At 69.3% G+C, this 15,194-nt stretch carries 7 protein-coding genes; 4 read left to right on the forward strand and 3 right to left on the reverse strand.

The genetic code is table 11. From position 1 onward, the window contains the following. Positions 1–24 precede the first annotated feature (24 nt). On the forward strand, positions 25–1,224 hold the full coding sequence (locus GVY39_RS18040; RefSeq protein WP_159925970.1) for a peptide synthetase: 1,200 nt from the start codon (positions 25–27) through the stop codon (positions 1,222–1,224). Next, the gene (locus tag GVY39_RS18045) at positions 1,221–3,335 is read left to right on the forward strand and encodes an MMPL family transporter (RefSeq protein ID WP_159925972.1); all 2,115 of its coding nucleotides are present in this window, start codon (positions 1,221–1,223) and stop codon (positions 3,333–3,335) included. Before GVY39_RS18040 ends, GVY39_RS18045 begins: the two co-directional genes overlap by 4 nt. A 142-nt stretch (positions 3,336–3,477) precedes the next feature. On the opposite strand, the gene GVY39_RS18050 is transcribed toward GVY39_RS18045, so the two are convergent. From GVY39_RS18050 to GVY39_RS18060, 3 genes are read right to left on the reverse strand one after another with little or no spacing between them, the layout of a single operon-like run. Next, a complete protein-coding gene (locus tag GVY39_RS18050) occupies positions 3,478–4,161 on the reverse strand; it encodes a hypothetical protein (protein WP_159925974.1) in 684 nt (227 codons plus the stop codon). 10 nt (positions 4,162–4,171) lie between these two features. Further along, a complete protein-coding gene (locus GVY39_RS18055) occupies positions 4,172–5,569 on the reverse strand; it encodes a condensation domain-containing protein (protein ID WP_159925976.1) in 1,398 nt (465 codons plus the stop codon). Positions 5,570–5,600: 31 nt separating this feature from the next. Then, the gene (locus tag GVY39_RS18060) at positions 5,601–12,017 is read right to left on the reverse strand and encodes a type I polyketide synthase (protein WP_159925978.1); all 6,417 of its coding nucleotides are present in this window, start codon (positions 12,015–12,017) and stop codon (positions 5,601–5,603) included. Positions 12,018–12,285: 268 nt separating this feature from the next. Between GVY39_RS18060 and GVY39_RS18065 the strand changes: the two genes are divergently transcribed. Together GVY39_RS18065 and GVY39_RS18070 are read left to right on the forward strand one after the other, a co-directional pair. Beyond that, on the forward strand, positions 12,286–14,484 hold the full coding sequence (locus tag GVY39_RS18065; protein ID WP_159925980.1) for an MMPL family transporter: 2,199 nt from the start codon (positions 12,286–12,288) through the stop codon (positions 14,482–14,484). Positions 14,485–14,659: 175 nt separating this feature from the next. After that, a complete protein-coding gene (locus tag GVY39_RS18070) occupies positions 14,660–15,181 on the forward strand; it encodes a hypothetical protein (RefSeq protein WP_159925982.1) in 522 nt (173 codons plus the stop codon). The last annotated feature ends 13 nt before the right edge of the window (positions 15,182–15,194 follow it).

Raw genomic sequence — 15,194 nt, forward strand, 5'->3', positions numbered from 1 at the left:
ACCACATCGGCCCCGGAGATCAGCATGAGCAACGCCTCTGTCTTCCGTCGGAAGATCACTCCCACCGAACACCTCTATTTCTCCACGCGGAGGGTGACCCCACCGTTCGTCATGCACCTCGCCGTCCACGGCGACGGCAGCCTGGACCCGGCCGCGCTGCAGCGGGCCGTCGACGTGGCCTCGGCGGCCACACCCGGCGCCCGCCTGGTCCGCGACGGCGGCGACTGGGTGGACAGCGGTCTGGGCGCGAGCGTGCGCGTCGTGCCGGGATGGTCGCTGAACTACGACGCCTTGGAGCACGACGCGGTGCTCGACAGCCCGATCGGTCCCACGCCGGAGCGGACCACCGAGGTGCTGCTGCTCACCGGCGCGCAGACCACCGTCCTGTTCCGCGCCTTCCACGGCGTGATGGACGGCATGGGTTTGCGGATGTGGGTGGACGACGTATTCCGCGCCTTGCGCGGGCATCCGCCCCTCGGCGCGGCCGACCCGATCGCCGACGCCGAGTTGGTGGCCCGGATCGGCGCGCCGGGCAAACCGACTTTGGTCCTGCCGAGGTTCCCGGCGCCGACCGGCCGCGGCCGCCAGAATCCGGCGGGCCCGCGCTGGCTGCTGCGCCACCGCACCATCGAGGCTTCCGGGAAGGGCATCCCCGCACGGGTCGCGGCGGTCCTGGCCGCCGAATCCGGCGCGAGATCGCGCTTCATGATCCCGGTCGATCTGCGCAGGCACGATCCCGCGCTGCGCTCCACCGCGAACCTGGCGCTGCCGCTGTTCCTCGACGTCTCCCCCGGCGAGAGCTGGGAGACGATCAGCGCGCGGATGCGTACCGGGCTGCGGGAGAAACGGGAACTGAACGAGTTGGACAACGGCAAGCTGTCGATGTTCCCGGCCGCTGTGATCCGCGGGATACTGCGCGGCAGCAACTGGCTCGGGGCACGGCTGAACCGGAACATGGTGTCGGCCACCGTCTCCCACATGGGCGCGGTCGATCTCGACGAGATGGCCGTCCCCGGCTGGACGCCGACCACCATGCGGGCGCTGCCGCAGCACAGCGGCGCGATGCCGCTGCTGTTCGCCATGGTCCAGGCGCGCGGGAAACTGGAGCTGACCGTCTCCTGCCGCAACGGCGCGGGCATCGAGCCGCGGCTGGAGGCGCTGCTGGACAAGATCACCGCGCGGCTGGAAGCCGACCTCGCGCCGCACGATACGGCCGTGCGATGAACGCGCTCGCCCGGATCGTCCTCGCGCGGCCGAAAGCGGTGCTGGCCATCGTGACCGGCGTGATGCTGCTGTCCGGCCTGCTGGGGATCGGAGCGTCCGAGAAGGTCACGGCGGCCGGGTTCATCGATCCCGGCAGCGAGTCCGCGCACGTGGATCGGCTCGTGAGCGACCACTTCGGACCGCAGAATCCCGACGTGGTCGTGCGATACACCGCGCCGGAGGGCCAGACCCTCGACGACATCGGGCCTCGTGTGCAGGAATCGCTCGCACGGATCGACGCGGCGATGCTGCAACGGCCGATCGAAACCTATTGGAACGCCGGAATCGCCCGCAAGCAATTCCTGCGTTCGGCGGACAACCGGCACGCACTCGCCGTGGTGTACCTCGCCGGTGACGCCAACCGGCGAGTCAGCGCGTACCCGGCGATCGAGCCGCAGCTCCGGGTGCCGGGTGTGCCGACCGACCTGTCCGGCTACAGCGCCATCTCCACCGAGATCAACGCGCAGTCCCAGCACGATCTCCTGCGGGCGGAATCGGTCTCCCTGCCGCTGACGCTGCTCATTCTGGTGCTGGTCTTCGGCGGGCTCATCGCCGCGTCCTTCCCGGTGGTGGTCGGCGGCTTGACGGTGCTCGGCGCGATGGGCGCCATCCGGGTGCTCGCGGAGCTCACCGAAGTGAGCACGTTCGCGATGAACATCGCCTCACTGCTCGGCCTCGGAATGGCCATCGACTACGGGCTGTTCCTGGTGACCCGGTTCCGTGAGGAAGTCGCCGACGGGCACGAGGTGCGGTCCGCGATCGCACGCACCTACGCGACCGCCGGCCGTACCGTCGCGTTCTCGGCGCTGCTGCTGGTCTGCGCGTTCGCCGGGACGTTCGTCTTCCCGCAGGCGGTGTTGCGGTCGCTCGGCATCGGCGCGATCACCGCGGTGGCGCTGGCCGCCGGGATCTCGCTCACCGTGCTGCCCGCATTGCTGGCCCTGTTCGGCGCGCGTATCGGCACCGCGCGGGCGATCGAACGCAGCGACCGGTTCTGGGGCGGCCTGGTCGATCGGGTGCTGCGGCGGCCGGGTCTGGTGACCGTGGTGGTCGGCGCCGTCCTGCTGGTCTTCGCGGCGCCGCTGGCCGGTCTGCGGCTGGGCGACATAGACCATCGGGCGTTGCCCCCGGGCAATCCCATGCGCGTCACCGTCGAAGAACTCACCGCGCAGTTCCCCGCGGCAGGTAGCGGCGTAACCGCCGTGCTGCACGGCACAGACGGGCCGCCGCAGTCGGCCGCCGTCGACGCGGCCGCGGCGGCGCTCGGCGAGGTCGACGGGGTGCGGCAGGTCGTTCAAGTGGGTCGCGCCGAGGACTTCGTCGTCTTCCACGCGTTCCTGCGCTACACCGACCGCACCGAAGCTGCCACTGCCACGGTGCGCGGCATGCGCGGCCTGACTCCACCGGACGGCACCGTCTTGTGGATCGGCGGCGACACCGCGGCCACCGTGGACAGCGTGCGCTCCATCGTCGCGGCCATGCCCTGGATGATCCTCGTCATGGTCACCGCGACGGTGGTGCTGCTGTCCGTCGCGTTCCGCTCGATCGTACTGCCGCTCAAGGCCGTGGTTCTCGCGTTCCTGAGCCTCGCCGCCACGTTCGGCGTGCTCACCTGGATCTTCTGCGGCGGGCATCTGTCAGGCCTGCTCGGCGTGAGCACCGGCCCGATCACCGCGGGCATGCTGGTACTGATCATCGCGGTCGTCTTCGGGCTCTCCACCGACTACGAGGTGTTCCTGCTCTCACGCATGGTCGAAGCGCACGAGGCGGGCGCCGACACCGCGGCGGCGGTACGCGCGGGCACGGTCAAGACCGCGCGAGTGATCACCGCGGCGGCCACTCTCCTGGTGATCGTCACCGGCGCGTTCACCCTGTCGCCGCTCACCCCCATGCGTTTCCTCGGCCTCGGCATGATCATCGCGCTCGTCGTGGACGCCACTCTGGTCCGGATGCTCCTGGTACCGGCCCTGGTGCAGCTGATGGGCCCGGCCAACTGGTGGTCCCCGCGCCGCCGCCGCGTCGTTGCGGCCACCGTCGACCGGATCCGAGAACGCGCGTCGGCCACGCGCTGACCGGCTCTGCCGACCGGCGTGGCCCTGTGTGTCCACCTACCCTCCGGGTCAGGGAACGGGGCTTCGCCGGTGTGCTACCGGCGGTACTCGGGCCCGGGACCACGACGGCGTGGGACCGCACGGGGCCGCTGAGCCGACCGGCCTAAGCGACCAGTTCCATCACTCCACGCGGATCCCACGGCATCGGCCCGGTCGGGAAGCCGAGCCGGACCAGCCGGTGCGGCGCAGCCGTCTCGAAGTGCGCCACCGCGGGCGGCAGGAACCCGCCGACCACCTTCTCCACCATGGTGTTCAGTCCGGACAACCGCGGCCGCAGCCGGACCTGCCAGCTGCTGACGCGCCCGGCCGGAACCTCGACGACGGTGCGCTGCTCCACCTTGGCCCCGAGCGGAACGTGCACCGAGAAGGCCAGCCACAGATCCACGCACTCCTCGGCGCCCTCGGTGAAGTCCAGGCCACGCAGCAGCGTCAGGCCAGCGGCCAGCGGCATCACGTTGGCGGGAAAGGGTGCGATCCCGCCGCCGAATCGAAGGTGGACGGTATCGAGGAAGTTGGCCTCCTCACGTGAGACCACCGTTGTGCCCGAGCGAGTCTCGGCGCGGTAGTGCTCGGCCTGCAGCCGATCGCCGGAGCGCTGGAACCGCTGCTCGATGGTCATCGCGAAAATCCCGTGTCCCAGGCCCGCCTCGAGCGTCGAGCGGTAACCGTCGCCGTCATGGGCGACCACGCTGACCACGTCGAGCTTCGACGGCCGATCGGCGATGGTGACGGTGTAGACGGACTTCTCTCCGTCCGGGATTCCCGGGTCACGAAAAGCGTTGTCCACCAATCCTCCTCTAGTGGGTGTCCGCGGCCGCCGCCGTGAACACCGCTCGCAGCGTGGCCACATAGCGTTCGACGGAGCCGTGCGCCACCGGTGTGTCCGGATAGATGACGCTCAGCGTGGTTTCCGACGCCAGCCGGTTGATCCAGATCAGCACCTGCTCGGAGGCGGCGCGATTGGCGTACAGCCCGCACGACGCGAGGTCGAACAACTCGTTGCCGAGCAGCTCCCTGGCGTCCACGTACGAGATCATCGGCGTGGACCAGCCCGGTTTCAGGTCGAGATCGGAGTCCGCGGGCAGCAGTTCCACCACGCGCTGGAACGAGGTGGGGGCCAGCCGTAGTCCGTTCTCGTAGGCGTGCTGCGCGATGGTCGCGGCGCGCGCGAAGGTGGTGGTGGCGCCGATCGGAAAGGTCACCGGCAGCAGCGTCACGTACCAGCCGACCGACGCGCGTTCCGCGGCGGTGCTGCGGGTGCTGACGGGCGTCATGCCGAAGTAGTAGTCGGCACCGATGAGCTCACGCTCGGCCAGCGCCGCCGCGGCGAAGATGCCACCGACGAATTCCGCGCCGTTGTCGCGGCAGACCCGCTCGAATCGCAGCGCGGTGTGCTCGTCGAACAGGGTGACCGTGCGGTGGGCGCTGCGGTTGTACACATCGGTGCGCCTGCCCAGATCCAAGGGGAACGAGGGTAGTTCGCCGTCGTTGCCGCGGATGAGCTCCAGCCACTTGCGCACGCCTGGCGAGGCGAGCGTCATCCGGCCCGTGTACTCCCGCTCGGCGATGCAGTAGTCGAGATAGCTGGCCGCGGGGGCCAGCAGGCCGACGTCTTCCCACACCTCCCGCAGATACAGCAGTGCGAGGTCGAATCCGGACAGATACTGGCCGAATCCGTCGGTGTGCAGATGATCGACCGCCAGGTAGACCGTGGTCGAATCCTCGCGCTCGATCGCCCCGAAGGTGAAGCAGTCCCAGTCGAAGGGCCCTGGCGTCGTCTTCTGGACATGATCGCGGATGGCCCGCGCCTCGTCGACGCGGCCGTAATCGACCGGCACGAACTCGACGTCCTCCGCGGGTACGAGATGACGCTCGATCGCACCCGCGGAGTCAACCCGGAACCAGGTCCGGAAGGTGTCGTGGCGCAACAGGAACGCGTTGACCGCCCGCGTCATCGCGTCCAAGTCGAGATCGCCGGTCGGGATCTCCGCGGTCACCAGGCACAGGCCCGAGTACCGGAAATCCGCCTCCGCGTGCCGGTCGGCGAGCCGGAGATACTGCTCCTGCTGGTGCGAGGGCGGGGCCGGGTGAACCGGCGCCCGCCGGGCGCGCGCCACCGACTCCGGTGACGCCGCCCAGCTGACCAGCCGGCCGGGCCCCGGCTCCCATTCATCGATCAGCCCGAAACCGACCACGGGGATACCTCGATTCGACGACGGTGGGTGGTCACGGCCTGGCCTCGGCCGATGCCATCGCCAGAACCGGTTCGGCCGCGAGACCGTTCGAAGCCGTCGGCTCGGACATCGGCGTGGCCGGGTCCGGCGCCGACTGCGCCTGACCGGTATCCGCGGCCAGGATCAGCTCCGCCACCTTCGGGCCGGCCTGCTCCAGGCTGAACGACCGGCCCATCTGCAGCGACATCAGGTCGATACCGAGGGTCTTGGTGACCCGCGCCCCGAGCTCCACCGCCATCAGCGAATCCAGCCCGAGTTCGGGCACCGGAACGGTCATGTCGATGGACTCGACGGGCACACCCATGACGACAGCCAGTTCCTCGGCCATCTTGCGGGCGACGAAGGCCCCGCGCTTGCTGTCCTCGATCGCGGCCACCTCGGCTCGCAGCCGGGCCAGTTCGGAGGTGTCCTTGGCGGAGGCCTGCGCGAGCGCGCTCGTGCGGCCGGTGCGGGTCAGCTGCGGGAAGGTGCCGGTCAGCTTGGCCCAGTCGGTCGGAATGATCGCCGCCCGGGCCACCCCCAGGCGCAGGGTCTGCTCCAGGTACGCGGTGGCGTCGGCCATGTCGATCGGATCGAAGCCAACCAGATCAAGATACTTGAGGGCCGTCTCGTCGGCGGCCATGCCACCGGTCGCGCCCGACAGATGACCCCAGCCGACGCACAGCGCCCGCTCGCCCGCCCGGGACCATTCCTCGGCCAGCGACTCCACCGCCACGTTGGCCGCGCAGTAGTTGTACTGGCCGTAGATGCCGTACATCGAACCGCCCGAGGAGCACAACACGAACATGTCCAGCCGGATCCCGGCCTCGGCCACGGCCTGGTGCAGTACCCGAGCGCCGTGCACCTTCGGTCGGTAGACCGTGGCCAGCTCCTCGAACGACATTGCCGCCAAGCGGTTGTCGGCCACCGAGCCCGCCGCGTGGAACACCCCGCGCAGCGGGTGCTCCGAACTGTGGGACCGCGCCACGATCGCGGCGACGGCCTCCGGGTCGGTCACATCGGCACGCTCCTCGACCACGTCGACACCGATGGTCCGCCACGCCTCGAGCTGCCTGCGCGCCTCCGCTGTGCTCGCGCCGCCGCGGCCGAGCAGCACCACCCGCCGCGCCCCGCGCAGCACCAGCCAGCGCCCGATGGCCATCCCGAACCCACCGAATCCGCCGGTCACGAGATAGCTCGCGGCGCTGTCTATCTCGATCTCCGGCAGGTACGGCCGCACCGCGGCCGTGGACGAATCCATGCGCAGCGCGATCCGCGCCAGCCCGGTCGAGCGGATGGTCTCCTCGAAGGCCCTGCCCACCTCGTCGGTCTCGAACAGCCGGTAGGGCAGCGGCTGGTAGGTGCCCGCGAGCACCTTCTCGTAGACCCGCTGCAGCAGCTTGGCCAGCCGCTGCGCGTCGACGGCGACCAGGCGGTCCAAATCCATGGAGAAGTACGCCAGGTTCTTGTCGAAGTTGGCCAGCTCGAGCAGGCCACCGGTGTAGATGTCGGCCTTGCCCACCTCGACGATGCGGCCGAATTCCGCTACCGCGTTGAAGTTCTGGCGCAAGATCTCGCCCGGCGCGCTGCTGAGCACGACCTCCACACCTTTGCCGCCGGTCAGCTCCATTACGTCGTCGACGAAGTTGAGCGAACGCGAGTCGATCGCGTGATCGGCGCCGAGAGCGAGCACGTGGGCGCGGCGCTCGTCCGTACTCGCGGTGCCGATGATGCGCGCCCCGCGATCCTTGGCCACCTGGATCGCGGCCGTGCCGACGCCGCCCGCGGCCCCGTGGATCAGCACCGTCTCGCCCGGTTCCAGCCGGGCCAGATCCAGCAGCGCGTACTCGGCCGTGCCGAAGGCGATGGTGCTGGTGCAGTAGGCGGGATCGGCGTCGGCGGGCAGCGGGATCGTCAGCTGCCGGTCGACGACGACGTAGCGCTGCATCATGCCTTTGGCGGCGACCGCGACCAGATCGCCCGCCGCGAGGTCGGTGATCCCATCGCCCACGCGCACCACCTCACCGACGCCCTCCATCCCCGGCACAGTGCCGAAATAGGTGGGCGCGAGCTCACGCTCGCCGAGCAGGCCGATGACTTTGAGCGGATCCTTGTAGTTGAGGCCGATGATCTTCATCCGCACCTCGACCTGGCCCGGTCCGGGTTCGGGGCGCGGGCATCGCCGCCACGCCAACGCCGACAGCAGGCGTGTCCGGGGCAGCTCCAGCGTGAAGTTGGCTTCCGGGTCGGTGAGCGGTTCGGCGGTGTCGAGGGCGTCGAGGCGCTCTTGCAGCGGTTTGATCACCAGCGGGACCCAGCGCTTGCCCGCGCGCAGCACGACCTCGTCGAGATTGTCGTTCCAGAACGCGCCCGGCACGGCCAGTTCCGCGATCAGATCGGCGATCTGGGTGTCGGGTTCCGCGTCGATCAGCCGCCAGCGCAGCGCCGACTGCTCGTTGAGCAGCACCCGGCGCGCACCGGCCAGCGCGGCATGACTCGAGTCCGGCGGGACCGGACTGTCCGGCAACGCGAACGCCCGCTCGGTCACCAAGGTGGCATGGCACCACCCCTCACCGAAGACGCTCTCGGGCCCCTGTTCGGTGGTGTCGGGGTGGACGAACTCGTCGAGGGCGACCGCGATCCGCTCCAGGGCCCACAGGTCGGCGACATCGTCCTCGACGGTTCCCGCGACCACGCAGACGTGCAGCCGGTCGGCGCCCTCCGCCTTGGCGGCCGCCAGTGTCGCGGCCAGATCGGAGGCGAGTGCACGGCCCGCCACCGCGGCTACGTACAGCCGAGAGCCCGGCAGCGCGGCGGCCAGTTGCCCCGCACGGCGGCAGTTACCGCCCAGCGCGACGATCACGGTGGTCACCGAATCCTGCGGCAGGGTCGCGGGATCGATGGGATCGCGCTGTTCCAACGTCTCGGCGTAGTAGAAGTCGACCATCCGGTGCAGCGGATCCTGGCCCGGCGCGAGCGCACCGATCTGCAGGCCGCTCAACCGCATCACGAGGTTGTGTTCGCCGTCGAGCAGATCCACATCGGCGCGCAGCCGGGCGCGGGGATCACGACGCGCGACGACGGTGATCCGCTCGGGCAGCGGTGCGACCAGCCGTACCGCCGCGACACCGACCGGCACCAGCGTGCCCACATCGATCCGGGCGTCGGCGAACAGCAGGGCCGCCGACTGCATCGCGGCGTCGACCACCGCGGGATGGGCGAGGTGTCCGGCGTCCGCGGCGATGGTGCCGTCGACGGTGGCCACCACCGCCTCCGCGCCCACGCGCACGGAGGTGACGCGGCGGAAGGCCGGACCGTACTGCAGCCCCGCCGCGGCCAGGCCGCTGTAGAACATCTGCGGGTCGATGTCGAGACCGACGTCCAGGGTGGGCACCGTGACCTTCGTAGGCTTGTAACTGCCGGTCAGCGTGCGGCCGAACGCGTGCACCGTCCACGCCGTCCCCGTCGCCGATCGCGATCGGATCATGAAGCGGCCGCTGGCCTCCTCGATGGTCAGCGCCACCAGCGGCACGTCCGGCGCGGCCATGATCAGCGGGGCCACGAACCGAACCTGTTCCAGCGCAACGCGTTCGACACCCAAGCGGGTGGCCGTGGCGCTCAGCGCGGCATCCAGGTAGGCCGCGCCCGGCATGATCTTGACGCCGTTGACGACATGGTCGGCCAGCCACGGCAGCAGCTCGGTGCCGACCTGTAGCAGCCAGTCCGGCCTGCCCTCGACGTCGGGATCGCCGAGCATGGTGTAGGCGCCGGGGGTACCCAACCGCGCTTGCTCGAACAGCGGCAGCGCCGAGTGAAGCCGCGTGCGCTGCCACGGATAGCGCGGCAGCGGCACGTGCGGGGTGGCGGAATGCGCCGGGAACAGCTCGTCGAGATCGAGCACGCCCGCGCCGTAGAGCCCGATGAGGGTGCGGCGGATGCTCACCGAATCCGGTTGCTTACGATCCAGTGTCGCCACCGTCGTGCCGTTGACGTCCGCGCCCAGCAGCGTCTCCCGGATGTTGCCCGACAGCACCGGGTGCGGGCCGACCTCCAGGAAGACGCGGCTGTCCGCGCCGATCAGTTTCGTGACCGCGTCGGCGAACCGGACGGGCTGTCGCACGTTCGCGCACCAGTACTCGGCGTCCCAGTCGGGGCCCGCAACCGGCTCGCCGGTGACCGAGGAGTACAGCGGCACGGTCGGCGTCATCGGCTTCAGCTCGGCCAGCGCCTCGCGCAGCTCGTCGAGGATCGGGTCCATCAACCGGCTGTGATACGGCACCTCGACGCGTAGCCGGCGTGCAAAAATGCCGTCCTCGGTGAGCTTTTCGGCGAATTCGTCCAGGCGGTCGACGTCGCCGGACAAGGTCAGCGAGCTCGCGCTGTTGATGGCGGCGACGTCCACCCGCGGGTCGTCGCCGACGAGTTCACGGGCCTGTTCGGGCGACATCCCGACCGCGAGCATGCCACCCGATCCGGCGGTCGTCGCCTGCAAACGGGCCCGGTGATAAGCCACCAGCACCGCGTCGTGCAGCGACAACACGCCGCTCACGTAGGCCGCCGACACCTCACCGACGCTGTGCCCGACCACTGCCGCGGGCCGGATGCCGTACTCGGCCAGCTCACGCGCCAACGCCACCTGCACGAGGAAATTGGCCGGCTGCGCCACCTCGGTGCTGGTGACCCGGGACTCTTCCTCGGGCCGCAGCAGCTCCTCGATGATCGACCAGCCCGCGATCGAACGGAACTCCGCGTCGACCGTCTCGGCCACGTCGGTGAATACGCCTTCGCCGCCGAGTAGTTCGCGCGCCATTCCCCACCACTGCGGGCCCATGCCGGAAAACACGAACACCGGTTCGGCCGTCCGCGCCACGATCGTCCGCGCGGCGTCGCGGCCCTCTCCCGCCGCGAACCGGCGCAGGTCCCCGACCAGCTCGGCGGTGTCGCCGACGAGCATGCCCGTGCGGTACTGATGGTGCGCCATGCGCGTCCAGGCGGCCTCGGCCAGCCGGTCCGGGTCGGCGCCCGCGGTGATCAGGTCGCCGAACCGGTCGGCGAGCGCGCGTGCCGCGCCGCCGCTGCGTGCCGAGATCGGCAGGATGCCGAAATGCCGGGGCGGCGTGGCCGGTTGGGTGGGAACCTGCCGGAACTCCCGGAGGATGGTGTGGGCGTTGGTGCCGCCGTAGCCGAAGCCGTTGACCGCGATCGTCATCGGCTCGGCGTCGTCGGGCAGCGTCTCCGCCTCGAGTTGGACGTGCAATCCCAACTCGTCGAACGGAATGTCGGGATTGGGTTTGTCGAGCCAGCCCTGCGGCGGAATGGTGCGATGGTGGATCGCCAGCGCCGACTTGATCACGCTGGCGATACCGGCCGCGGCCTCGGTGTGCCCGAGTGTCGACTTCACCGAGCCGACGCCCAGCGAGCGCGTGCGCCCCGCCGGCGCGCCGAACACACGGCCCAGTGCGCGCAACTCCACGGGATCACCGACCAGCGTGCCGGTGCCGTGCGCCTCGACATAGGTGATCGTGTCCGGCGCGAGCCCCGCGCGCTCGCATACCGAACGGGCGAGGGTTTCCTGTGATTCGGCGTTGGGCACGGTGATCGCCGTGGTGCGGCCGTCCTGGTTGGAGCCGGTCGCCTTGACCACCGCGTAGATCCGGTCGCCGTCGCGTACGGCGTCGTCGAGTCTCTTCAGCGCCACCATGCCCGCGCCCTCGCCACGGCCGTAACCGTCGGCCGATGCGTCGAAGGACTTGCAGCGGCCATCCGCGGCCAGGAAGCCGCCCTTGCACATCAGGACGAAGGTCTCCGGCTGCAGCATCACGTTCACGCCGCCGGCGAGCGCCACCTCGCAGTCGTCGTTCTCGAGCGCCTGACAGGCGAGATGAAAGGCGACCAGCGACGACGAGCACGCGGTGTCGACCGTGAGAGCGGGGCCGACCAGGTTGAGCGCGTAAGCGATCCGGTTGGACAGCATGGTGTAGGACGCGCTGGCCGGGGTGTGCATGTCGGTGTGGAACAGGGCCGGGCCGACCACGCCGATCACCGACTGGTCCACCACGAACCCGCCGACGTAGACGCCGATCGACCCACCCGCCGCGTGGCGCGCGATCCCGGCGTCGTCGAGCGCCTCCCAGGTCACCTCGAGCATCAAGCGCTGCTGCGGATCCAGCACGGTCGCCTCGCGGGCGGAGATGCCGAAGAAATCCGGGTCGAACTCCCACGGGTCGGTCGTCATGAATGCCGCGTGCTTGGTGTAGCTGCGCCCCGGCGTGCGCGGTTCCGGATCGTAGTAACGGCGATAGTCCCAGCGATCGGCGGGCATCTCGATCACGCCGTCGCGTTTGTCCAGGACGAATTCCCAAAAGGTATCGGGCGAATCGATTCCGCCCGCAAATCTACAGCCGATGCCGACAATTGCAATATCCGACATGCACATCCTCCGGGTCGGATCTAGTTGAACGCCATTCTGCTACGGCGATTCACGAATGCGGTGTGCACAGTGCACAGTTGCGATCGCCTCAGCGTAACGGCCACCCCACCGGCCGTCGCGAGCTCAGGGAGACTTCACAATCCCGCGAAGACCGATTTGTGTCATCTCGAAATCCTGACGCCTTCGTCGATGAAATCTGTTGAGATTGCTACGTTTTCACTGTTTGCGAGCCTCGTCGAATTATGATGTCATCGATTAGGAGGCGGCATTGTTCGCCGAGTTCACGCGCTGGACCGATACGCTCGTCCGGCGGCCATTCACCGTCATCGGGGTCGTCGTCGCCGGACTGCTCGCGCTCGGCGTATACGGCCTCGGGCTGGGCGATCACCTCAGCGTCAGCGGGTGGGACGATCCGACTTCGGAATCGGCGCGCGCGGCTCGGCTCCGAGACGAAGCGTTCGGCCACGATCACATCGCCGATGTGATCTTGTTGTTTCACGCGCCCGCGGGCAAGACGATCGATGATCCGGCCTTCGCCGCCACGATCGTCGGCCACTTGAACAGCCTGCCGCAACGTTTTCCGGGCCAGATCACCAAGATCAACGGCACCTACTGGCCGACCGACACGGGGCTCGATCTACCGGATATCTTCGGCTCCGAGGACCGCGACTACGCCTTCGCCTCCATCGCCATTCGCGGCGACGACGACACGGAGGTGATGCGCAACTACCGAACGGTCGCCGACCGGTTCCGCATACCGGGCATCGAGATGGAGGTCGCGGGCGGGCAGCCGGTAGCGGCCGCACTCAACGACACCATGGCCCACGACCAGCGACGTATGGAGCTGTTCGCCGTTCCCGCCGTGGCGGTGCTGTTGTTCTTCTTGTTCGGCGGCGTTGTGGCGGCCGCGCTCCCGCTCATCGTCGGCGGGCTGACCGTGCTGGGTGCCTGGGGGATCATTCGCGCCCTGACCACCGTCATGGAAGTGAACTCCTTCGTCTCGCCGGTGGTCTCGATGATCGGCCTCGGCTTGGCCATCGACTACGGTCTGTTCATCGTGAGCCGGTTCCGCGAGGAGCTGGCCGACGGCCGCGAGGTGCCCGAGGCGGTACGGCGCGCGGTCGCGACCGCCGGACGGACCGTCGTGTTCTCCGCGACCATCGTGGTCGTAGCCGCGGGCGCCATTCTGCTGTTCCCACAGGGATTTTTGCGCTCGTTCGCCTGCGGCGCGATGGTGACGGTCTCGCTGGCGGCGCTGATCTCGATCACGCTGCTACCCGCCATGCTGGCCGTGCTCGGCCGGCGCGTGGACCGGCTGGGTTTCAACCGCTTCCACGCCCGTCGGGCGAGCGACCGCGAGCCGGACAATCCGTGGGGCCGCGTCGCCGGGTGGGTCATGCGAAGGCCGCTGGCTGTTGCGATTCCGGTGGTGGCCGTCCTGGTGGTGCTGATCGCCCCGGTGCGCGACGTGGCCTTCGGCGGGATCTCCGAGCGCTTCCTGCCCCCGCAGCATCCGGCGCGCACGGCGCAGCAGCACTTCGATCAAATCTTCCCCCTGCGTCAGATCAATCCCGTCGACCTGGTGCTGATCACTCACAACACCGCCGATATCGACGCGGTGGTCGCGCAGGCCGGCCGGGCCCCCGGACTCATCGCGCCGTTTCCGCGTGCGGTGCAGGGACCGGCGCATCCGAATGTCTTCACCACCTCGACCGTGATGCGTGATGCGCACGACGCGAACGCGACCATCGACTATCTGCGCTCCATGCCCATGCCGAAGGGCACGACCGTGCTGGTCGGCGGGCAGCCCGCCATTCAGCGCGACAGCGTCGAGGCGCTGCTGAGCCGGATGCCGCTGATGATCGTGCTCGTCTTTCTCGTCACCACCGTGCTGATGGTGCTGGCCTTCGGCTCACTGGTGCTGCCGCTCAAGGCCGCGGTGCTGAATCTGCTCGGGCTCGGTTCCACGCTCGGCATCCTCACCTGGATCTTCGTCGAAGGTCACGGCGCGGGGCCGCTGGAGTTCACCCCGCAGCCGATCATGGCGTTGGTGCTGGTACTGATCGTCGCCGTGATCTACGGCTTGTCGACCGATTACGAGATATTCCTGCTCGCCCGCATCGTGGAGGCGCGGGCGGCGGGCGCGACGACCACCGAGGCGGTCCGCGTCGGCATCGCCCGCACGGGCTGGATCATCACCGCCGCAGCCCTGATCCTGTTGGTGGTGACCGGAGCCTTCGCGTGGTCGGATCTGGTCATGATGCAGTACATCGCCTTCGGCATGGTCGCGGCGCTGTTCATCGACGCGACGGTCCTGCGCATGCTGCTGGTCCCCGCGAGCATGCGCCTACTCGGCGACGCCAGTTGGTGGGCCCCGTCCTGGCTACGGCGTGACGGGCGTCGCCGCACCGCCGCCGCACCCGAGGAGCCCCCCGCCGAGGCGGTCCAGGTCTTCGAACGTCCTTAGTGCCGACCGGCAGGGTGCCTGCTACTGGCGCACCGGGAACGGGACTCGTCCACGACCACATCCCTGCCCCTGCCTGGCAGAGCATCGGCGGACCGGTGATATCTCGGCAAGTCCGAGGCGAGAGAATCGCGGTGCGCAGCGTTGTGCCCGGCCGATAGCCTGTGCAGGAGCGGACATGGTGAAAGGTCTGGTGATGGCGCATATCTGGGTGACGGTGTGTCTGTCGCCGGAGGCGGTGGACGAACCCATGGGCGCACTCGCTCGGGCGCTCGCGCCCTTCGAGATGTACCACGTCCCTCCGAATCGAGGGGTATGGGACGCGTGGCGGACTCGCGGTGGCGGGGAAGGTCGCGGATTCTACGTGCGACCGGGGTTCGAGAACGATCCACGTCTCATACACGACTCGCCCCGGGACGACGGCTTCGTGCTCCCCACCGAGTTCGGGCAGTGCGCAGGCGGCCCGAAAGAGTTGCTGGAGGTCGCCGTGCACACGGTCCGATCAGCAGACGTGCTGACTCTCGACGGCTGGTGGATCGAAGGCATCAAGGACGGCTTCGCCTTCTACGCGGGCTGCGACCACGACGATGATCCGTGCGAGCACACCGCCGCACGCCCGATCCCGCCTGGCGGCAACGAAGCCTACTTGGAGGCGCTGCCCGACAGCACGGTGCTCGCCCGGGTCTACTGCCACGGTTAGTGATCCACGGGGC

The sequence above is a fragment of the Nocardia sp. CY15 genome (assembly GCF_009829295.1).
Taxonomy (GTDB): domain Bacteria; phylum Actinomycetota; class Actinomycetes; order Mycobacteriales; family Mycobacteriaceae; genus Nocardia; species Nocardia sputi.